This is a genomic window from Bacillus sp. PS108 (genome assembly GCF_037963335.1).
GTDB classification, from domain to species: domain Bacteria; phylum Bacillota; class Bacilli; order Bacillales; family Bacillaceae; genus Bacillus; species Bacillus subtilis.
The window spans coordinates 78,508-100,516 of the sequence record NZ_CP150155.1 but is presented as its reverse complement, the minus strand read 5'-3'; the positions used below and the strand labels follow the sequence as shown (position 1 = coordinate 100,516).

At 47.9% G+C, this 22,009-nt stretch carries 13 protein-coding genes, 9 tRNA genes and 5 rRNA genes; all 27 read right to left on the bottom strand.

Features of this window, described 5'->3' with window-relative positions:
- Positions 1-21: 21 nt before the first annotated feature.
- Positions 22-2,949: ribosomal RNA gene (locus tag NSQ16_RS00550) — 23S ribosomal RNA — on the bottom strand.
- Between the two features lie 170 nt (positions 2,950-3,119).
- Positions 3,120-4,669: ribosomal RNA gene (locus tag NSQ16_RS00545) — 16S ribosomal RNA — on the bottom strand.
- A gap of 172 nt (positions 4,670-4,841) precedes the next feature.
- Positions 4,842-4,917, bottom strand: a tRNA-Ala gene (locus tag NSQ16_RS00540).
- 8 nt (positions 4,918-4,925) lie between these two features.
- Positions 4,926-5,002: transfer RNA gene (locus NSQ16_RS00535), tRNA-Pro, on the bottom strand.
- 27 nt (positions 5,003-5,029) lie between these two features.
- Positions 5,030-5,106: transfer RNA gene (locus NSQ16_RS00530), tRNA-Arg, on the bottom strand.
- Positions 5,107-5,115: 9 nt separating this feature from the next.
- A tRNA-Leu gene (locus tag NSQ16_RS00525) sits at positions 5,116-5,201 on the bottom strand.
- Positions 5,202-5,215: 14 nt separating this feature from the next.
- Positions 5,216-5,290: transfer RNA gene (locus tag NSQ16_RS00520), tRNA-Gly, on the bottom strand.
- A 40-nt stretch (positions 5,291-5,330) separates the two neighbouring features.
- Positions 5,331-5,413 (bottom strand) — tRNA-Leu (locus NSQ16_RS00515).
- 6 nt (positions 5,414-5,419) lie between these two features.
- Positions 5,420-5,495, bottom strand: a tRNA-Lys gene (locus NSQ16_RS00510).
- Positions 5,496-5,531: 36 nt separating this feature from the next.
- Positions 5,532-5,607: transfer RNA gene (locus NSQ16_RS00505), tRNA-Thr, on the bottom strand.
- A gap of 4 nt (positions 5,608-5,611) precedes the next feature.
- Positions 5,612-5,687, bottom strand: a tRNA-Val gene (locus NSQ16_RS00500).
- A gap of 22 nt (positions 5,688-5,709) precedes the next feature.
- Positions 5,710-5,825: ribosomal RNA gene (rrf, locus tag NSQ16_RS00495) — 5S ribosomal RNA — on the bottom strand.
- A gap of 54 nt (positions 5,826-5,879) precedes the next feature.
- Positions 5,880-8,807: ribosomal RNA gene (locus NSQ16_RS00490) — 23S ribosomal RNA — on the bottom strand.
- Positions 8,808-8,977: 170 nt separating this feature from the next.
- A 16S ribosomal RNA gene (locus NSQ16_RS00485) occupies positions 8,978-10,527 on the bottom strand.
- The 16S, 23S and 5S rRNA genes sit together here with 9 tRNA genes alongside, the layout of an rRNA operon.
- Before the next feature lie 310 nt (positions 10,528-10,837).
- The gene (gene lysS / locus NSQ16_RS00480) at positions 10,838-12,337 is read right to left on the bottom strand and encodes a lysine--tRNA ligase (protein ID WP_003226674.1); all 1,500 of its coding nucleotides are present in this window, start codon (positions 12,335-12,337) and stop codon (positions 10,838-10,840) included.
- Between the two features lie 91 nt (positions 12,338-12,428).
- Positions 12,429-13,430 carry a tRNA dihydrouridine synthase DusB gene (gene dusB, locus NSQ16_RS00475; protein WP_014475588.1) on the bottom strand — a complete coding sequence of 334 codons (1,002 nt, stop codon included), beginning with the start codon at positions 13,428-13,430 and terminating at the stop codon, positions 12,429-12,431.
- 23 nt (positions 13,431-13,453) lie between these two features.
- The gene (locus NSQ16_RS00470) at positions 13,454-13,663 is read right to left on the bottom strand and encodes a helix-turn-helix transcriptional regulator (protein WP_003226678.1); all 210 of its coding nucleotides are present in this window, start codon (positions 13,661-13,663) and stop codon (positions 13,454-13,456) included.
- Positions 13,615-14,118, bottom strand: a complete 504-nt coding sequence (gene folK, locus NSQ16_RS00465) for a 2-amino-4-hydroxy-6-hydroxymethyldihydropteridine diphosphokinase (RefSeq protein WP_003226679.1) — start codon at positions 14,116-14,118, stop codon at positions 13,615-13,617. Before folK ends, NSQ16_RS00470 begins: the two co-directional genes overlap by 49 nt.
- A complete protein-coding gene (gene folB, locus NSQ16_RS00460) occupies positions 14,115-14,477 on the bottom strand; it encodes a dihydroneopterin aldolase (RefSeq protein ID WP_014478613.1) in 363 nt (120 codons plus the stop codon). Before folB ends, folK begins: the two co-directional genes overlap by 4 nt.
- Positions 14,470-15,327: a dihydropteroate synthase gene (gene folP, locus NSQ16_RS00455; RefSeq protein ID WP_032676915.1), complete on the bottom strand. Its 858-nt coding sequence runs from the start codon at positions 15,325-15,327 to the stop codon at positions 14,470-14,472. Before folP ends, folB begins: the two co-directional genes overlap by 8 nt.
- On the bottom strand, positions 15,309-16,190 hold the full coding sequence (gene pabC, locus NSQ16_RS00450; RefSeq protein ID WP_125121501.1) for an aminodeoxychorismate lyase: 882 nt from the start codon (positions 16,188-16,190) through the stop codon (positions 15,309-15,311). The genes folP and pabC overlap by 19 nt, the downstream gene beginning before the upstream one ends.
- On the bottom strand, positions 16,190-16,774 hold the full coding sequence (gene pabA, locus NSQ16_RS00445; RefSeq protein WP_014475585.1) for an aminodeoxychorismate/anthranilate synthase component II: 585 nt from the start codon (positions 16,772-16,774) through the stop codon (positions 16,190-16,192). The genes pabC and pabA overlap by 1 nt, the downstream gene beginning before the upstream one ends.
- Before the next feature lie 13 nt (positions 16,775-16,787).
- Entirely contained in the window at positions 16,788-18,200 is a 1,413-nt protein-coding gene (locus tag NSQ16_RS00440; protein WP_015715110.1) for an anthranilate synthase component I family protein, read from the bottom strand.
- A gap of 166 nt (positions 18,201-18,366) precedes the next feature.
- Positions 18,367-19,293, bottom strand: a complete 927-nt coding sequence (cysK, locus tag NSQ16_RS00435) for a cysteine synthase A (protein WP_003218399.1) — start codon at positions 19,291-19,293, stop codon at positions 18,367-18,369.
- Between the two features lie 75 nt (positions 19,294-19,368).
- Positions 19,369-20,262 carry a peptidyl-prolyl cis-trans isomerase gene (locus tag NSQ16_RS00430; RefSeq protein ID WP_024571698.1) on the bottom strand — a complete coding sequence of 298 codons (894 nt, stop codon included), beginning with the start codon at positions 20,260-20,262 and terminating at the stop codon, positions 19,369-19,371.
- A gap of 46 nt (positions 20,263-20,308) precedes the next feature.
- Positions 20,309-21,184 (bottom strand): redox-regulated molecular chaperone HslO, encoded by an 876-nt coding sequence (hslO, locus tag NSQ16_RS00425; RefSeq protein WP_003226695.1) that lies wholly within the window; start codon positions 21,182-21,184, stop codon positions 20,309-20,311.
- Positions 21,185-21,195: 11 nt separating this feature from the next.
- Complete coding sequence (locus NSQ16_RS00420) at positions 21,196-21,972, bottom strand: type III pantothenate kinase (RefSeq protein ID WP_106611066.1); 777 nt, start codon at positions 21,970-21,972, stop codon at positions 21,196-21,198.
- Positions 21,973-22,009 lie beyond the last annotated feature (37 nt).

Genomic DNA, 22,009 nt, shown 5'->3' with positions numbered 1-22,009 from the left:
GGTGTGACATCATTCAAAAATATGGTTAAGTCCTCGATCGATTAGTATCTGTCAGCTCCATGTGTCGCCACACTTCCACCTCAGACCTATCAACCTGATCATCTTTCAGGGATCTTACTTCCTTGCGGAATGGGAAATCTCATCTTGAGGGGGGCTTCATGCTTAGATGCTTTCAGCACTTATCCCGTCCGCACATAGCTACCCAGCGATGCCCTTGGCAGAACAACTGGTACACCAGCGGTGCGTCCATCCCGGTCCTCTCGTACTAAGGACAGCTCCTCTCAAATTTCCTGCGCCCGCGACGGATAGGGACCGAACTGTCTCACGACGTTCTGAACCCAGCTCGCGTACCGCTTTAATGGGCGAACAGCCCAACCCTTGGGACCGACTACAGCCCCAGGATGCGATGAGCCGACATCGAGGTGCCAAACCTCCCCGTCGATGTGGACTCTTGGGGGAGATAAGCCTGTTATCCCCGGGGTAGCTTTTATCCGTTGAGCGATGGCCCTTCCATGCGGAACCACCGGATCACTAAGCCCGACTTTCGTCCCTGCTCGACTTGTAGGTCTCGCAGTCAAGCTCCCTTGTGCCTTTACACTCTGCGAATGATTTCCAACCATTCTGAGGGAACCTTTGGGCGCCTCCGTTACCTTTTAGGAGGCGACCGCCCCAGTCAAACTGCCCACCTGACACTGTCTCCCCGCCCGATAAGGGCGGCGGGTTAGAAGGTCAATACAGCCAGGGTAGTATCCCACCGATGCCTCCACCGAAGCTGGCGCTCCGGTTTCCAAGGCTCCTACCTATCCTGTACAAGCTGTACCAACATTCAATATCAGGCTGCAGTAAAGCTCCACGGGGTCTTTCCGTCCTGTCGCGGGTAACCTGCATCTTCACAGGTACTATAATTTCACCGAGTCTCTCGTTGAGACAGTGCCCAGATCGTTGCGCCTTTCGTGCGGGTCGGAACTTACCCGACAAGGAATTTCGCTACCTTAGGACCGTTATAGTTACGGCCGCCGTTTACTGGGGCTTCAATTCGCACCTTCGCTTACGCTAAGCGCTCCTCTTAACCTTCCAGCACCGGGCAGGCGTCAGCCCCTATACTTCGCCTTACGGCTTCGCAGAGACCTGTGTTTTTGCTAAACAGTCGCCTGGGCCTATTCACTGCGGCTCTCTCGGGCTTGCACCCTAACAGAGCACCCCTTCTCCCGAAGTTACGGGGTCATTTTGCCGAGTTCCTTAACGAGAGTTCTCTCGATCACCTTAGGATTCTCTCCTCGCCTACCTGTGTCGGTTTGCGGTACGGGCACCTCTCACCTCGCTAGAGGCTTTTCTTGGCAGTGTGGAATCAGGAACTTCGCTACTATATTTCGCTCGCCATCACAGCTCAGCCTTATGGGAAACGGATTTGCCTATTTCCCAGCCTAACTGCTTGGACGCGGATATCCAATACCGCGCTTACCCTATCCTCCTGCGTCCCCCCATTGCTCAAATGGTGAGGAGGTGGTACAGGAATATCAACCTGTTGTCCATCGCCTACGCCTTTCGGCCTCGGCTTAGGTCCCGACTAACCCTGAGCGGACGAGCCTTCCTCAGGAAACCTTAGGCATTCGGTGGAGGGGATTCTCACCCCTCTTTCGCTACTCATACCGGCATTCTCACTTCTAAGCGCTCCACCAGTCCTTCCGGTCTGGCTTCACAGCCCTTAGAACGCTCTCCTACCACTGTTCGAAGAACAGTCCGCAGCTTCGGTGATACGTTTAGCCCCGGTACATTTTCGGCGCAGAGTCACTCGACCAGTGAGCTATTACGCACTCTTTAAATGGTGGCTGCTTCTAAGCCAACATCCTGGTTGTCTAAGCAACTCCACATCCTTTTCCACTTAACGTATACTTTGGGACCTTAGCTGGCGGTCTGGGCTGTTTCCCTTTCGACTACGGATCTTATCACTCGCAGTCTGACTCCCAAGGATAAGTCATTGGCATTCGGAGTTTGACTGAATTCGGTAACCCGGTAGGGGCCCCTAGTCCAATCAGTGCTCTACCTCCAAGACTCTTACCTTGAGGCTAGCCCTAAAGCTATTTCGGAGAGAACCAGCTATCTCCAGGTTCGATTGGCATTTCACCCCTACCCACACCTCATCCCCGCACTTTTCAACGTGCGTGGGTTCGGGCCTCCATTCAGTGTTACCTGAACTTCACCCTGGACATGGGTAGATCACCTGGTTTCGGGTCTACGACCACGTACTCATGCGCCCTATTCAGACTCGCTTTCGCTGCGGCTCCGCATCTTCTGCTTAACCTTGCACGGGATCGTAACTCGCCGGTTCATTCTACAAAAGGCACGCCATCACCCGTTAACGGGCTCTGACTACTTGTAGGCACACGGTTTCAGGATCTCTTTCACTCCCCTTCCGGGGTGCTTTTCACCTTTCCCTCACGGTACTGGTTCACTATCGGTCACTAGGGAGTATTTAGCCTTGGGAGATGGTCCTCCCGGATTCCGACGGAATTTCACGTGTTCCGCCGTACTCAGGATCCACTCAGGAGAGAACGAAGTTTTGACTACAGGGCTGTTACCTCCTATGGCGGGCCTTTCCAGACCTCTTCATCTACCTCGTTCCTTTGTAACTCCGTACAGAGTGTCCTACAACCCCAAGAGGCAAGCCTCTTGGTTTGGGCTAATCCCGTTTCGCTCGCCGCTACTCAGGGAATCGCATTTGCTTTCTCTTCCTCCGGGTACTTAGATGTTTCAGTTCCCCGGGTCTGCCTTCTCATATCCTATGAATTCAGATATGGATACCACTCCATTACGAGTGGTGGGTTTCCCCATTCGGAAATCTCCGGATCAAAGCTTGCTTACAGCTCCCCGAAGCATATCGGTGTTCGTCCCGTCCTTCATCGGCTCCTAGTGCCAAGGCATCCACCGTGCGCCCTTTCTAACTTAACCGTTAAAAAGAATCACTATGTGATATCTTGTATTACTAATTGAATGTGATGTCTACTGTTATCTAGTTTTCAAAGAACACGTTTCGAAGGAATGATCCTTCAAAACTAAACAAGACAGGGAACGTTCTGTTTATAAGACCCAAGGTCTTATATTCCGTATAATATCCTTAGAAAGGAGGTGATCCAGCCGCACCTTCCGATACGGCTACCTTGTTACGACTTCACCCCAATCATCTGTCCCACCTTCGGCGGCTGGCTCCTAAAAGGTTACCTCACCGACTTCGGGTGTTACAAACTCTCGTGGTGTGACGGGCGGTGTGTACAAGGCCCGGGAACGTATTCACCGCGGCATGCTGATCCGCGATTACTAGCGATTCCAGCTTCACGCAGTCGAGTTGCAGACTGCGATCCGAACTGAGAACAGATTTGTGGGATTGGCTTAACCTCGCGGTTTCGCTGCCCTTTGTTCTGTCCATTGTAGCACGTGTGTAGCCCAGGTCATAAGGGGCATGATGATTTGACGTCATCCCCACCTTCCTCCGGTTTGTCACCGGCAGTCACCTTAGAGTGCCCAACTGAATGCTGGCAACTAAGATCAAGGGTTGCGCTCGTTGCGGGACTTAACCCAACATCTCACGACACGAGCTGACGACAACCATGCACCACCTGTCACTCTGCCCCCGAAGGGGACGTCCTATCTCTAGGATTGTCAGAGGATGTCAAGACCTGGTAAGGTTCTTCGCGTTGCTTCGAATTAAACCACATGCTCCACCGCTTGTGCGGGCCCCCGTCAATTCCTTTGAGTTTCAGTCTTGCGACCGTACTCCCCAGGCGGAGTGCTTAATGCGTTAGCTGCAGCACTAAGGGGCGGAAACCCCCTAACACTTAGCACTCATCGTTTACGGCGTGGACTACCAGGGTATCTAATCCTGTTCGCTCCCCACGCTTTCGCTCCTCAGCGTCAGTTACAGACCAGAGAGTCGCCTTCGCCACTGGTGTTCCTCCACATCTCTACGCATTTCACCGCTACACGTGGAATTCCACTCTCCTCTTCTGCACTCAAGTTCCCCAGTTTCCAATGACCCTCCCCGGTTGAGCCGGGGGCTTTCACATCAGACTTAAGAAACCGCCTGCGAGCCCTTTACGCCCAATAATTCCGGACAACGCTTGCCACCTACGTATTACCGCGGCTGCTGGCACGTAGTTAGCCGTGGCTTTCTGGTTAGGTACCGTCAAGGTACCGCCCTATTCGAACGGTACTTGTTCTTCCCTAACAACAGAGCTTTACGATCCGAAAACCTTCATCACTCACGCGGCGTTGCTCCGTCAGACTTTCGTCCATTGCGGAAGATTCCCTACTGCTGCCTCCCGTAGGAGTCTGGGCCGTGTCTCAGTCCCAGTGTGGCCGATCACCCTCTCAGGTCGGCTACGCATCGTTGCCTTGGTGAGCCGTTACCTCACCAACTAGCTAATGCGCCGCGGGTCCATCTGTAAGTGGTAGCCGAAGCCACCTTTTATGTTTGAACCATGCGGTTCAAACAACCATCCGGTATTAGCCCCGGTTTCCCGGAGTTATCCCAGTCTTACAGGCAGGTTACCCACGTGTTACTCACCCGTCCGCCGCTAACATCAGGGAGCAAGCTCCCATCTGTCCGCTCGACTTGCATGTATTAGGCACGCCGCCAGCGTTCGTCCTGAGCCAGGATCAAACTCTCCGATAAAGTAGTTTGACTGACTACGCACATCGCTGTGCGATTTTTTAAAAACTGAATTAACAGGTACGTTTTGTCTTGTTTAGTTTTCAAAGATCATTTTGTTTGTCCGCTTTGTTAAAGCAACTTTATTAGTATACAACGTCACTTCTTCAAAGTCAACAACTTTTTTAAAAACTTTTGGTGGAGCCTAGCGGGATCGAACCGCTGACCTCCTGCGTGCAAAGCAGGCGCTCTCCCAGCTGAGCTAAGGCCCCATAAAAAATGGTCGGGAAGACAGGATTCGAACCTGCGACCCCATGGTCCCAAACCATGTGCTCTACCAAGCTGAGCTACTTCCCGATTCCCTATCTATTCTATTAAAAGATATGGCGCGCCCGAGAGGAGTCGAACCCCTAACCTTTTGATCCGTAGTCAAACGCTCTATCCAATTGAGCTACGGGCGCAAAACATAATGCCGAGGGCCGGACTTGAACCGGCACGGTAGTCACCTACCGCAGGATTTTAAGTCCTGTGTGTCTGCCAATTCCACCACCCCGGCGTGGATGGTATAGTTGGAGCGGAAGACGGGATTCGAACCCGCGACCCCCACCTTGGCAAGGTGGTGTTCTACCACTGAACTACTTCCGCAGACAGGATGTCCAGTTTTTCTAACTGTTATCCTATATAATGCGGGTGAAGGGACTTGAACCCCCACGTCATAAAGACACTAGATCCTAAGTCTAGCGCGTCTGCCAATTCCGCCACACCCGCGTAAAATGGTGAGCCATGAAGGACTCGAACCTTCGACCCTCTGATTAAAAGTCAGATGCTCTACCAACTGAGCTAATGGCTCTTCTACAAGAGACTTGAGTATTATATCATATAAAAGTGGTGCCGGCAAGAGGACTTGAACCCCCAACCTACTGATTACAAGTCAGTTGCTCTACCAATTGAGCTACACCGGCATAATGGTGGAGGATGACGGGCTCGAACCGCCGACCCTCTGCTTGTAAGGCAGATGCTCTCCCAGCTGAGCTAATCCTCCATAATTGCACTAACGTGCAATTGCTTGGCGGCGTCCTACTCTCACAGGGGGAAACCCCCGACTACCATCGGCGCTGAAGAGCTTAACTTCCGTGTTCGGTATGGGAACGGGTGTGACCTCTTCGCTATCGCCACCAAACAAATTGAGAGTGTTCTCTCAAAACTAGATAACAGGTGTGACATCATTCAAAATATGGTTAAGTCCTCGATCGATTAGTATCTGTCAGCTCCATGTGTCGCCACACTTCCACCTCAGACCTATCAACCTGATCATCTTTCAGGGATCTTACTTCCTTACGGAATGGGAAATCTCATCTTGAGGGGGGCTTCATGCTTAGATGCTTTCAGCACTTATCCCGTCCGCACATAGCTACCCAGCGATGCCCTTGGCAGAACAACTGGTACACCAGCGGTGCGTCCATCCCGGTCCTCTCGTACTAAGGACAGCTCCTCTCAAATTTCCTGCGCCCGCGACGGATAGGGACCGAACTGTCTCACGACGTTCTGAACCCAGCTCGCGTACCGCTTTAATGGGCGAACAGCCCAACCCTTGGGACCGACTACAGCCCCAGGATGCGATGAGCCGACATCGAGGTGCCAAACCTCCCCGTCGATGTGGACTCTTGGGGGAGATAAGCCTGTTATCCCCGGGGTAGCTTTTATCCGTTGAGCGATGGCCCTTCCATGCGGAACCACCGGATCACTAAGCCCGACTTTCGTCCCTGCTCGACTTGTAGGTCTCGCAGTCAAGCTCCCTTGTGCCTTTACACTCTGCGAATGATTTCCAACCATTCTGAGGGAACCTTTGGGCGCCTCCGTTACCTTTTAGGAGGCGACCGCCCCAGTCAAACTGCCCACCTGACACTGTCTCCCCGCCCGATAAGGGCGGCGGGTTAGAAGGTCAATACAGCCAGGGTAGTATCCCACCGATGCCTCCACCGAAGCTGGCGCTCCGGTTTCCAAGGCTCCTACCTATCCTGTACAAGCTGTACCAACATTCAATATCAGGCTGCAGTAAAGCTCCACGGGGTCTTTCCGTCCTGTCGCGGGTAACCTGCATCTTCACAGGTACTATAATTTCACCGAGTCTCTCGTTGAGACAGTGCCCAGATCGTTGCGCCTTTCGTGCGGGTCGGAACTTACCCGACAAGGAATTTCGCTACCTTAGGACCGTTATAGTTACGGCCGCCGTTTACTGGGGCTTCAATTCGCACCTTCGCTTACGCTAAGCGCTCCTCTTAACCTTCCAGCACCGGGCAGGCGTCAGCCCCTATACTTCGCCTTACGGCTTCGCAGAGACCTGTGTTTTTGCTAAACAGTCGCCTGGGCCTATTCACTGCGGCTCTCTCGGGCTTGCACCCTAACAGAGCACCCCTTCTCCCGAAGTTACGGGGTCATTTTGCCGAGTTCCTTAACGAGAGTTCTCTCGATCACCTTAGGATTCTCTCCTCGCCTACCTGTGTCGGTTTGCGGTACGGGCACCTCTCACCTCGCTAGAGGCTTTTCTTGGCAGTGTGGAATCAGGAACTTCGCTACTATATTTCGCTCGCCATCACAGCTCAGCCTTATGGGAAACGGATTTGCCTATTTCCCAGCCTAACTGCTTGGACGCGGATATCCAATACCGCGCTTACCCTATCCTCCTGCGTCCCCCCATTGCTCAAATGGTGAGGAGGTGGTACAGGAATATCAACCTGTTGTCCATCGCCTACGCCTTTCGGCCTCGGCTTAGGTCCCGACTAACCCTGAGCGGACGAGCCTTCCTCAGGAAACCTTAGGCATTCGGTGGAGGGGATTCTCACCCCTCTTTCGCTACTCATACCGGCATTCTCACTTCTAAGCGCTCCACCAGTCCTTCCGGTCTGGCTTCACAGCCCTTAGAACGCTCTCCTACCACTGTTCGAAGAACAGTCCGCAGCTTCGGTGATACGTTTAGCCCCGGTACATTTTCGGCGCAGAGTCACTCGACCAGTGAGCTATTACGCACTCTTTAAATGGTGGCTGCTTCTAAGCCAACATCCTGGTTGTCTAAGCAACTCCACATCCTTTTCCACTTAACGTATACTTTGGGACCTTAGCTGGCGGTCTGGGCTGTTTCCCTTTCGACTACGGATCTTATCACTCGCAGTCTGACTCCCAAGGATAAGTCATTGGCATTCGGAGTTTGACTGAATTCGGTAACCCGGTAGGGGCCCCTAGTCCAATCAGTGCTCTACCTCCAAGACTCTTACCTTGAGGCTAGCCCTAAAGCTATTTCGGAGAGAACCAGCTATCTCCAGGTTCGATTGGCATTTCACCCCTACCCACACCTCATCCCCGCACTTTTCAACGTGCGTGGGTTCGGGCCTCCATTCAGTGTTACCTGAACTTCACCCTGGACATGGGTAGATCACCTGGTTTCGGGTCTACGACCACGTACTCATGCGCCCTATTCAGACTCGCTTTCGCTGCGGCTCCGCATCTTCTGCTTAACCTTGCACGGGATCGTAACTCGCCGGTTCATTCTACAAAAGGCACGCCATCACCCGTTAACGGGCTCTGACTACTTGTAGGCACACGGTTTCAGGATCTCTTTCACTCCCCTTCCGGGGTGCTTTTCACCTTTCCCTCACGGTACTGGTTCACTATCGGTCACTAGGGAGTATTTAGCCTTGGGAGATGGTCCTCCCGGATTCCGACGGAATTTCACGTGTTCCGCCGTACTCAGGATCCACTCAGGAGAGAACGAAGTTTTGACTACAGGGCTGTTACCTCCTATGGCGGGCCTTTCCAGACCTCTTCATCTACCTCGTTCTTTTGTAACTCCGTACAGAGTGTCCTACAACCCCAAGAGGCAAGCCTCTTGGTTTGGGCTGATCCCGTTTCGCTCGCCGCTACTCAGGGAATCGCATTTGCTTTCTCTTCCTCCGGGTACTTAGATGTTTCAGTTCCCCGGGTCTGCCTTCTCATATCCTATGAATTCAGATATGGATACCACTCCATTACGAGTGGTGGGTTTCCCCATTCGGAAATCTCCGGATCAAAGCTTGCTTACAGCTCCCCGAAGCATATCGGTGTTCGTCCCGTCCTTCATCGGCTCCTAGTGCCAAGGCATCCACCGTGCGCCCTTTCTAACTTAACCGTTAAAAAGAATCACTATGTGATATCTTGTGTTACTAATTGAATGTGATGTCTACTGTTATCTAGTTTTCAAAGAACACGTTTCGAAGGAATGATCCTTCAAAACTAAACAAGACAGGGAACGTTCTGTTTATAAGACCCAAGGTCTTATATTCCGTATAATATCCTTAGAAAGGAGGTGATCCAGCCGCACCTTCCGATACGGCTACCTTGTTACGACTTCACCCCAATCATCTGTCCCACCTTCGGCGGCTGGCTCCTAAAAGGTTACCTCACCGACTTCGGGTGTTACAAACTCTCGTGGTGTGACGGGCGGTGTGTACAAGGCCCGGGAACGTATTCACCGCGGCATGCTGATCCGCGATTACTAGCGATTCCAGCTTCACGCAGTCGAGTTGCAGACTGCGATCCGAACTGAGAACAGATTTGTGGGATTGGCTTAACCTCGCGGTTTCGCTGCCCTTTGTTCTGTCCATTGTAGCACGTGTGTAGCCCAGGTCATAAGGGGCATGATGATTTGACGTCATCCCCACCTTCCTCCGGTTTGTCACCGGCAGTCACCTTAGAGTGCCCAACTGAATGCTGGCAACTAAGATCAAGGGTTGCGCTCGTTGCGGGACTTAACCCAACATCTCACGACACGAGCTGACGACAACCATGCACCACCTGTCACTCTGCCCCCGAAGGGGACGTCCTATCTCTAGGATTGTCAGAGGATGTCAAGACCTGGTAAGGTTCTTCGCGTTGCTTCGAATTAAACCACATGCTCCACCGCTTGTGCGGGCCCCCGTCAATTCCTTTGAGTTTCAGTCTTGCGACCGTACTCCCCAGGCGGAGTGCTTAATGCGTTAGCTGCAGCACTAAGGGGCGGAAACCCCCTAACACTTAGCACTCATCGTTTACGGCGTGGACTACCAGGGTATCTAATCCTGTTCGCTCCCCACGCTTTCGCTCCTCAGCGTCAGTTACAGACCAGAGAGTCGCCTTCGCCACTGGTGTTCCTCCACATCTCTACGCATTTCACCGCTACACGTGGAATTCCACTCTCCTCTTCTGCACTCAAGTTCCCCAGTTTCCAATGACCCTCCCCGGTTGAGCCGGGGGCTTTCACATCAGACTTAAGAAACCGCCTGCGAGCCCTTTACGCCCAATAATTCCGGACAACGCTTGCCACCTACGTATTACCGCGGCTGCTGGCACGTAGTTAGCCGTGGCTTTCTGGTTAGGTACCGTCAAGGTACCGCCCTATTCGAACGGTACTTGTTCTTCCCTAACAACAGAGCTTTACGATCCGAAAACCTTCATCACTCACGCGGCGTTGCTCCGTCAGACTTTCGTCCATTGCGGAAGATTCCCTACTGCTGCCTCCCGTAGGAGTCTGGGCCGTGTCTCAGTCCCAGTGTGGCCGATCACCCTCTCAGGTCGGCTACGCATCGTTGCCTTGGTGAGCCGTTACCTCACCAACTAGCTAATGCGCCGCGGGTCCATCTGTAAGTGGTAGCCGAAGCCACCTTTTATGTTTGAACCATGCGGTTCAAACAACCATCCGGTATTAGCCCCGGTTTCCCGGAGTTATCCCAGTCTTACAGGCAGGTTACCCACGTGTTACTCACCCGTCCGCCGCTAACATCAGGGAGCAAGCTCCCATCTGTCCGCTCGACTTGCATGTATTAGGCACGCCGCCAGCGTTCGTCCTGAGCCAGGATCAAACTCTCCGATAAAGTAGTTTGACTGACTACGCACATCGCTGTGCGATTTTTTAAAAACTGAATTAACAGGTACGTTTTGTCTTGTTTAGTTTTCAAAGATCATTTTGTTCACTTCGTTCAAGCGACTTTATTATTATAACTCGTTGACTCAGTGAAGTCAATAACTTTTTTGATTTCTTTTTTTTCGTTATCGCCTTGTTTAGCGGCAACGAATAATAATATACCACCTAGTAAATAATAGTGCAATAGTTTTTTTGAAGAAATACTAAGGAATTTAAAAAGAGCGGCATCCTTTCCCTATGGAGGATACCGCTCTTCTTTATTAGCGTTGTCTCATTTGCGGGAATAACAGCACATCGCGAATAGAAGGGGCATTCGTCAGCAGCATAACCAGACGGTCGATACCGATGCCTAAACCTCCTGTTGGCGGCATACCGTATTCCAGAGCTTCAACAAAGTCTTCATCCATTAGATGAGCTTCATCATTACCGGCTTCACGCTCTTTTAATTGCGCTTCAAAGCGTTCTCTTTGATCAATAGGATCATTCAGCTCTGTAAACGCGTTGGCATGTTCACGGCCAACGATAAACAGCTCAAAACGGTCTGTAAAACGCGGGTCCTCAGGGTTTTTCTTAGCAAGAGGAGAAATTTCTACAGGATGCCCGTAAATAAACGTTGGCTGAATAAGCGTTTCTTCAATTTTTTGTTCGAAGAATTCGTTGATGATATGCCCTACTGTCATAGAATCTTTAATTTCTACACCATGTTCTTTTGCATATTCACGCGCCTGCTCAACAGTAACCTCTTCCCAGAAATCAACGCCGGTCGCTTCTTTGACTGCGTCAACCATATGGATTCTTTTCCACTCCGGTTTAAGGTCGATTTGCTCTTCCCCGTATTGAATCGTAGTTGTGCCAAGCACTTCTTGGGCGATATGAGCGACAAGGTTTTCAGTTAAGCTCATGATATCTTTATAGTCCGCATATGCTTCATATAACTCAATCATTGTAAATTCAGGGTTATGGCGTGTAGAGACACCTTCGTTACGGAAAACACGGCCGATTTCATATACTTTTTCTAAACCGCCGACAATTAGACGTTTTAGGTGCAGTTCGATAGCAATACGCATATAGAGTGGAATGTCTAACGCGTTGTGGTGAGTGATAAACGGACGTGCAGAAGCTCCCCCAGGAATGCTGTGCATTGTAGGTGTTTCTACTTCTAAGTATCCATGATCATCAAGGTATCTTCTCATAGCTTGAATGATCTTGCTTCGTGTAATAAACGTATGTTTGCTGTCTGGGTTTACGATAAGATCCAGGTAGCGCTGACGGTAGCGCTGCTCAACGTCTTTTAAACCATGGTATTTGTCAGGAAGCGGACGAAGCGCTTTTGTCAGCAATTCAAAGGAAGTTGCTTTAACAGACAATTCGCCTACATTTGTTTTGAAGACTTTTCCGGTTACGCCGATAAGATCACCGAGGTCAGAAGACTTGAAGATTTCATATTGGTCGTCACCGACACTGTCTTTTCTTACGTAGATTTGGATTTGGCCTTCTAAATCCTGAAGATGGGCAAAGCCGGCTTTTCCTTTGCCGCGTTTTGTCATCATGCGGCCTGCGATTGTAACTTCAATCGCTTTTTCTTCTAACTCTTCTTTGGTTAGATCTTGATATGCCGAAATAACTTCTTGAGACTGATGAGTTCTTTCAAAACGTGCGCCGAATGGATCGATGCCGTTATCTCTCAGCTGATTCATTTTATCGCGTCTGACTTGCAGCTGATCATTCAATTCTTCATGGTTATGCTCTTCTTGACTCATTGTTATCACTCCATTACAGATATTGTTTCATGAAAAAAGCAGAAAAACTGCCAGCGTAAAACTAGCAGTGAGCAGCAAATAGAGGTGAGTATTATCCTACTTTTGCATTTTGAAGCTCTTTTGCCTCAACTTCAACCGTAAATGCATCTAAAAGCTGTACAAACTCTTCTCTCGTCTCGCAATGATTGATTTCATTACGAACGTTCGCATTGCCTTTCACGCCTTTCAGATACCATGCAGCGTGCTTTCTCATTTCTCTTACCGCTACGTTTTCACCTTTTAAGTCAATCAGGCGGTCAAGATGCAGTTTGCATACGGCCATTTTTTCGCGTACTTGCGGCTCTTCTTTTAATTCACCTGTTTCAAGATACTGAACCGTACGGTAAATCATCCACGGGTTGCCCAATGCAGCGCGTCCGATCATGACCCCGTCTACTCCTGTCTCATCGAGCATACGCTTAGCATCCTGCGGTGTCTTAACATCGCCGTTTCCGATAACCGGAATCGATACTGATTGTTTTACTTCTTTGATGATATCCCAGTTTGCCGTTCCTTCGTACATCTGCACTCTCGTACGGCCGTGAAGCGCAACTGCTTTACCGCCCGCACGTTCTACAGCCTGTGCATTTTTCACTGCGAAAATGTGGTCTTCATCCCAGCCCATTCTCATTTTCACTGTAACTGGTTTATTAACAGCATCCACTACTGCAGAAACCATTTCGTAAATCTTATCAGGATCGAGAAGCCATTTGGCTCCCGCATCGCATTTTGTAATCTTCGGCACGGGACATCCCATGTTAATGTCAATGATATCAGCAGTTGTGTTTTGGTCTACAAACTTCGCCGCTTCCACAAGGGTTTCCTTTTTTCCTCCGAAAATTTGAAGGCTGAGTGGTTTCTCACGTTCATCGATATAAAGCATACCCATTGTTCTTGCATTGTTGTAAAGGATCGCTTTGTCACTGACCATTTCAGCGCATACCAATCCGGCTCCGAATTCCTTTACAGTCAATCTGAACGCAGAGTTGCAGACACCAGCCATAGGTGCGAGCACAACCCGGTTTTTCAATTGAATATCTCCGATTTTGAACAATTTTTCTCCTCCTTTCATTTGTTCTATTTTTCTGGCGGCGCCAATTCGTCCGCACTTATATTTAAAACATCTGCTGCATCTTGAATGATGGCAGCTGACGGCAATCGGTTTCCGCGTTCAATTTCGCCGAGAATAGAAACTGATATACCTAATGCTTTTGCAAATCCTTCTTGAGTATAACCTTTCAGCTTTCTGAATGCACGAATTCGTCTACCCCAGATTTCTGCTTCCATACTCTTACACCTTCTTGGTCTGTTTCGGCGCTTGTAGCCTCTTTTTCAACCTGCTGGCAAATTTCCGCAAGCGGCGCAAGGACAAACAAACGCTCATACATTCTCGGATGCGGAACAATTAGTTGCTCTGTTTCAATATTTTCACGATTAAATAACAAAATGTCAAGGTCTGCCGTCCGCGGCCCCCATCTTACTTCCCTTGTTCTGCCTAATTCATTTTCTATCTGCTGCGTCAGTTCAAGGAGTTCAAAAGGGTTCAATGATGTCTTGATTTCAACAGCCATATTCAAAAATTGAGCTTGATCTTCGTATCCGACCGGGTCAGTTTCGTAAATAGACGACACTTTAGTGACTGTCACCGCAGCATGCTGATGCAGTGAAGCCACTGCTTGCCTTAAATACGTTTCTCTATCTCCAATATTAGATCCAAGTGCAATATAAGCTATGTTGTTCATGACTTTTTTCTCGTAATTTCAATTGCTACTGATTTATAGTGTCCGGGAATTGGCGGGTCTGGCTTAATCACTTTCACCGTACATTGCTGAACAGGCTGAAATTTTTCGAGAACAGTGCCAGCAATACGTTCCGCCAGCGTTTCTACCAATTTTACAGGCTCCCCTTCCACGATATCTTTACATACGTGATAGAGCTCAGCATAGTTGATCGTTTGCTCAAGGTCGTCTGTTTGTCCAGCTTTGCTTAAATCCAGCTCAGCGGTTAAATCGACTTTAAACCGCTGGCCAAGTTTGTTTTCTTCTTTGAACACACCGTGATATCCGTAAAACTCCATACCTTCTACATAAACTTTATCCATGGTGCACCCCTCCCTTATTCAGCATCGCGTCCATCATTTTCGCCATTCTGGCAATTTGCTTTACATCATGGACCCTGACAATGTCACAGCCTTTTTGAATGCCGAGACACACAGTCGCGCCTGTGCCCTCAGCCCGCTCCTCAGGCGGAAGATCCAGAACACGTCCGATGAATCTTTTTCGGGAGGTTGCCAGAAGAACCGGATACCCCAGCCCGCTGAAAATCTCTAGTTTGTTCATCACTGCCAAGTTATCGTGATAGGTTTTCGCGAAACCGATACCGGGATCAAGAATAATGTTCTTCTCGTCTACTCCGGCATCAACAGCAATTTTTACACTCTCCATTAAGTCCGACAGCATATCCGGCAATAAGTCATTGTAGTTTCTTTCAGGGCGGTTATGCATGAGAACAATTGGAACATTATGTTCAGCTGCAACGGAAGCCATCTTCGGATCATGTTTAGCACCCCAAATATCATTGATAATGGATGCGCCGGCTTTCACTGCTTCATCTGCGACAGAAGCCTTGTACGTGTCTACAGAAATAGGAACACCAAGCTCTTTCGTAATCCGCTCAATCACCGGAATGACTCTGGACATCTCCTCATCCTCAGATACGCACTCAGCGCCAGGCCTTGTCGATTCCCCTCCGATATCAATGATATGGGCACCATCATCGATCATCTCTTTCGCGTGCAGCAGCGCCTTGTCCAAGCTGTCATATTTTCCGCCGTCCGAGAAAGAGTCAGGCGTTACGTTTAAAATTCCCATCACCAGCGTCTTCTCTTTATATGATAAAGCGCTGGGCTTAGTGTGGATTACTTGTGTTTGATCTATTGTGTGCTGCGCCATGCTCTTCCTCCCTTTTCATACATCATGTTCTTTATTTCTTTTTTGTATAACAATTGAAGAGCGGAGGTTGCTTCTCCGCTTTGGCTTCCATAGTTTACTTCTTCTATTTTAGTAAACGGGATGATTTCAAGAACCGAGTTCGTCATCCACGCTTCGTCAGCTGTCAAGAGAGCTTCTAGCTCATATCGGCCCGTTTTGAGCTCCAGGCCGATATTCTTTGCATTTTCTATGATAAAACGTCTCGTGACGCCGTCCAGAATACCGGTATCAAGCGATGGCGTATAGATACAGCGACCTTTTCTCCAGAAGACATTAGATATGATACCCTCTGCAACAGCTCCATCCTCCGTTAAGAAAATTCCCTCGACACGCGGATCATTTCCAATTTCCCGTTTCGCATACATATTATTTAGATAATGATGAGATTTTAACCGGAACGATCCCTCTGGAGTGTTTCTCCGTATCGATAAAACCTTTCCTTCTTTTTGCAAAGGAAGACTTTCTGGTTTCAGCTGATTCACAAAGCATAAAACGGTCGGCTTATCGTACGTCTGAGCGACAAAGCCTTTATCGCTGATTCCCGCTGATATGTTCAGTCTGACGCGGGCATTGCCCTCCTTGATATCATTTAGCTTAAGCAGCTTGTCCAGCATCTCAAGGATCTCATGCTTTGAAACAGTATATTCGATTTGCAGATCCTTAAGCGCGCGTTCAAGCCTTTCTATATGCCAATCAAGCAAAAACGGGCAGCCTTCGTAGAGCCTGAAGGTTTCGAAAACACCGATCCCATATAAAAACCCATGGTCAAAAGGAGAAAGAACTGCATCTTTCTCCTCCATATACCGGCCGTTCACATATATCATCACGCAATAACTTCCTTGCGATATGTCTCAATAAAATTTCTGAGCATTTCTTTCCCAAAGGAGGTCATAATAGACTCTGGGTGAAATTGCACGCCCTCTATCGGGAGGTCATTGTGGCGAATAGCCATGATTTCTCCTTCTTTCGTTTGTGCTGTTACTGTAAAACAGCTTGGCAGCGTCTCAGGTTTTACGATCAGCGAGTGGTATCGCGTCGCAACAAGGGGGTTTTTCAACCCTTCAAAAATGGTTTTGCCGTCATGCTCGATATCCGAGGTTTTCCCGTGCATAAGCCGTTCTGCCCTAACAACATCACCGCCGAACACTTGTGCGATGGACTGATGTCCGAGACATACACCGAAAATAGGAATTTTCCCTGCGAAATGTTTAATTGCTTCGAGACTGATTCCCGCCTCATCAGGGCTGCACGGTCCAGGAGATATCATCAGAAAGTCCGGAGACAGTTCTTCAATTTCTTCGATTGTGATGCTGTCATTGCGTTTCACAACCAGCTCTTCCCCAAGCTCGCCCAAATACTGTACCAAGTTGTACGTGAATGAATCGTAGTTATCAATCATTAAAATCATTTCTCCGCTCACCTCATCTAATTTTTGTCTCTTCTTTGCTCAGCTCTAATGCTCTTTGCATCGCAAAAGCTTTTTTGAATGATTCCTTGTATTCGTGCTTCGGAACAGAATCAATCACAACTCCTGCGCCGGACTGCATAAATGCCTGCCCTCCGGTTGCATAAATGGTTCGAATGACGATATTAAACTGCAGATCGTGATTATATCCAAACCACCCTATAGATCCAGTATAAAGCCCTCGGCGTGTCGGCTCAAGTTCTTCTATAATTTCCATCGTTCTGACTTTCGGTGCACCAGTAATGGTTCCTCCGGGAAACACAGCATGAATAATATCTACAGCGTCATACCCATCCTGCAGTTCACCTTGGACATTAGACACAATGTGCATCACATGCGAGTATTTTTCAATTGCCATGAATTCATTTACGCGCACAGACCCGTACCGTGATACTCTTCCCAGATCATTTCGCTCAAGATCAACCAGCATGACATGTTCCGCGCGTTCTTTTTCATTGTGTATCAATTCGTTTGCAAGCGCCTCGTCTTCTTCATTTGTTTTCCCTCTGGAACGGGTGCCCGCAATCGGTCTCGTCTCTAATAGCTTGCCCTTTTTGCTGACAAGCAGTTCAGGCGATCCGCAAATGATTTGGAAATCAGGTGTTTCTAAATACGCCATATAAGGAGAAGGATTTACTTCTCTCAAGGTTTTGTAAATTTGATATGGGTGGGCAGACAGTGACTGTGACTGCCTTATTGATAGATTGACTTGAAACACATCTCCGCTGGCAATGTATTGTTTGATTTTCTCTACAGCTTGTGAGAACCCATCCTCGGTAAATGGCGCCGCGAAGGAACCATCTGTTTCATGCTTCATCTTTCGCGAAGAGACAGCGGGAAGCTCAGTCAGCCACATCTGCTCTAACTCAGATAGCCTCACATCCGCTGTTTCATGATCAGAACCATTAACATGAGTAATCAGCCATAGAGACTCTTCTTGATGGTCATAAACTGCTATATCATCAAAAACAAGAAAATAAATATCTGGTGTTTCTAGATCATCTAATGAGAGCATTTTAAAATTTTCAATGTACCGTGCGTAATCATAGCTGAGAAACCCGATTGCCCCGCCTTGAAAGTCAGGGAACTCATGATTCGTTTCTGTTTCCAGCGTTTTAAACCAGCTGTGGAAGGCCCGTAATGGATCACCTTCTTTAAACAGCATCTCATCACCATGCTTAATTGTAGTTATTCCGTCTTTTCCTTTCACAGTCGCAATTGGATCAAGACCGGCTATACTATATCTGCCGCCTCTTGCACTTTCAAGAAGTACATGATGTTTCCGGGATTGCGCAAGTTTCTCAAATTGTTGTAAGAATGAGTCTTTTTGAAAAGGTACTTTTTTGCCTGCCGGTCTGCGTTGTGCCATTTGTATCATTCCTCTATTTTCTTTTTTACTTGTTTTTAATTGTAAAGCAATGTTGTTAGTGAAAAAAGTGAATTTCTCTTCCAAGAATAACATTCGTCGCAGACATGGCATATTTGATGCACGAAATATAAAAAAACTCCCGGCGGACCGGGAGTTTTGGCTTTTTTTAATCGAATTGATACAGCGGCGTGCTTAAATAACGTTCGCCGTTACTTGGAATGATGGCCAATACTTTTTTGCCTTTTCCGAGTTTTTTTGCTACTTGAAGAGCAGCATAAATTGCCGCACCTGATGAGATGCCTCCGAGAATTCCTTCTTCACGTGCAGCTCTGCGGGCATATTCGAATGCTTCTTCATTCTTCACAGGAAAGATTTCATCATATACTTCAGTGTTTAAGATGTCCGGCACGAATCCAGCTCCGATTCCCTGAATTTTGTGGGGGCCTGGTTTTCCTCCTGAAAGCACTGGGGAATCTGACGGTTCAACAGCGTAAATCTTGATGGAAGGGTATGCTTCCTTCAGCACTTCACCCGCTCCCGTAATCGTTCCGCCCGTTCCGATTCCGGCTACAAATGCGTCAAGCTGGTCATCACCGAATTGCTCAACGATTTCTTTACCAGTTGTTTGGCGGTGAATTTCTGGGTTAGAAGGGTTGTTAAACTGCTGCGGCACAAAGTATCCGTGCTTTTCAGCAAGCTCTTCAGCTTTCTTAATGGCACCTTTCATGCCTTCCGCACCAGGAGTCAGCACAAGCTCAGCACCGTATGCGCGAAGAAGGTTGCGGCGCTCCATGCTCATTGTATCAGGCATAACCAAAATGGCTTTTAATCCTTTAGCAGCAGCAACCATTGCAAGCCCGATTCCTGTATTTCCGCTTGTCGGTTCAATGATCGTATCACCGGCTTTTAATTTTCCTTCTTTTTCAGCCGCTTCAATCATGGCTAAACCGATACGGTCTTTTACACTGCTTCCAGGGTTCATGTATTCAAGTTTTAGATATACATCCGCACTGTTTTCATCTGCAAGGCGATTTAATTTAACGATTGGCGTATTCCCAATTAATTCAGTAATGGAGTTTGCTACACGTACCATTCTCGACACCTCAATTTCCGACTATTTGTATTGGTATTATGTATATAATCTATCAATTTCAAAATTTTTTGTCAATCACTTAGTACTTTTTTCCCCATAAAACCAAGATACATCGGCTTCTTTCCAAAGTGTCTTAACTGTCGCTTTATCGCCTAGCTGATCCATTGCGATTTGCCGTCTGATCTGGTCCTTTACTTCATCAAATGAGAACGTTCTTGCCTTTAGTTTTTCTTTCAGCTGGATAATGGCATATCCGTTGCTGACCTTTATTGGTTCCTGAGACCATTCATCCTCTTTGAGTGTTTTCGCCTCTTCAATGTATGCTGATGGAATGTTGTCTGATGCCTCTGTGACAAAACCTAAATCTCCGCCGTATGGTGATGTATATCTGTCAGTGGATCTTTCGGCAGCGACAGCTTCAAAGCTTGATCCGCCTTTCAGTTCTTTCAGGACTTCTCTCGCTTCTTCTTCATCTTTTACAACAATGTGCCGAATTCGATACGAATCATCAAACTGATATAGTTCCTTATTTTTATTATAGAATGATTCCAATTCTTTGTTTGAGATATCGATATCCCTTGTTAACAATTCCTCAAGGAGGATATTATAACGAATTTGGTCTTTCCACTCTTTCTCCGTCGTATGTTCATCTTCGTAAAAGGAATTATTGACCGCTTTAATCAGCAAAAACTCACGATCAACTTCGCTTTTGGATATTTTAAGGTTGTTCTTTTTAGCCAGCTGCTCAACAACTCGGACATTGATCATATCTTCAAGCGTTGACTTACCATACTGATCTTCCATTTCTTTCAGCCATTCTTCTCTTGTCACACTCTTGCCCCCGATAGTCGCAATAGACTCACCGGATGACGATGCGCCGGCTTGGGATTTCGTCAGCGTATATGCAACAGCAATACAGCAAACCAACAGCGCCCCTAAAATAATGGTCCAGATTGTTCTTGATTTCAAACCTGCTTTCAGCCCCTTTTCTCAAATTAAAAACCCGCTAAAGAGCTTAGCGGGTAGTTTGGTCACGAAGCCCTTCCAGCTCTTCTTTTGTAAATAAGTACTTTTCATTACAAAAATGGCATACTGCTTCGGCTTGTCCATCTTCTTCTATCATATCTTGAATTTCTTTTTTGCCTAGTCCTAAAATGGCTGTTTCGAACCGTTCTTTTGAACAAGGGCAATGGAATCTGACAGGCATCGTTTCCAAAATCTCAGGTTTCTCGCCTAGGACTTCTTCTAAAATTTCTTCTGGTGTCAGCCCTTTTTGGATGAGCTTAGAAATCGGCTCTACTTGAGATAGACGCTGTTCAATTTTTGTGATTGTTTCATCATCTGTTCCCGGCATCAGCTGAATAATAAAGCCCCCTGCCGCAAGAATGGTATTGTCAGGATTCACGAGCACACCTACGCCCACTGATGAAGGAACCTGCTCAGATGATACAAGATAGTAAGTGAAATCATCTCCTAATTCTCCTGAAACGATTTCTACTTGTCCTGTGAAGAACTCGCGCAAACCTAAATCTTTTACGACACTTAACGTTCCGTTTGTTCCAACCGCACGTCTGACATCAAGCTTGCCTTGTTCATTTAAATCAAAATGAACTTGCGGGTTAGAGACATAGGCTCTGACTTCTCCTTTGGCATTGGCATCAGCTACAATAGCTCCGATCGGACCTCCGCCCTCGATTTTCACAGTCAGCTTATCATCGCCCTTCAGCATAGCGCCGAGCATAAGTGAAGCTGTCATTGTGCGGCCCAATGCAGCGGATGCTGTCGGCCACGTACCATGGCGTCTCTGCCCCTCATTTACCATATCAGTCGTTCTCGCTGCATAAGCCCGAACTTTTCCGTCATACGCAAGTGCTTTTACTAAATAATCCATTACTAAACCTCCTATACACTTCCTACGCGGTTTCTTTCATAAATCAATTCCAGCCCTTTTAGGGTTAAGAATGGATCAACGATGTCTATACAATCTGATTCGTTCGCAATAAGCGGCGCCAGGCCTCCTGTCGCAATGACCTTTGGTTCCTGTTTTGCCTGCCATTTCATTCGCTTAACGATTCCTTCTACTTGGCCGACATAGCCAAATAAAATCCCAGATTGCATCGCGCTAACAGTGTTTTTTCCGATAATATTGTCGGGCCGGGTGATTTCGATACGCGGAAGCTTTGCTGCACGCGAGTAAAGCGCCTCTGTCGAAATCGTAATCCCAGGGGCAATCGCCCCGCCCATGTATTGTTTGTTTTCATCAATATAGCAGTACGTTGTGGCGGTTCCGAAATCGACAACAATTAATGGATTGCCATATAAGTGTATCGCAGCGACAGCATTTACGATTCTGTCTGCCCCCACTTCTTTCGGATTGTCATATTTTATATTTAAACCGGTTTTCATACCTGGACCAACAATTTGCGGCTCGATATGAAAGTATTTTGTGCACATTCTTTCTAACGCAAACATGATTGGCGGCACTACTGACGAAATAATAATGCCATCTATCTGTTCAAACATAAGCCCTGAGTGATCAAATAAGGAGCGCAAAATCATCCCAAACTCATCTTCTGTTTTATTCCTGCTTGTTTCTATACGCCAGTGATATTCTAATTTTCCATCATGATATACACCAAGTACAGTATTGGTGTTCCCCACATCGATAACCAGTAACAACCTCTATCACCACTTTTGAATAGTTTCTCTACTTTAC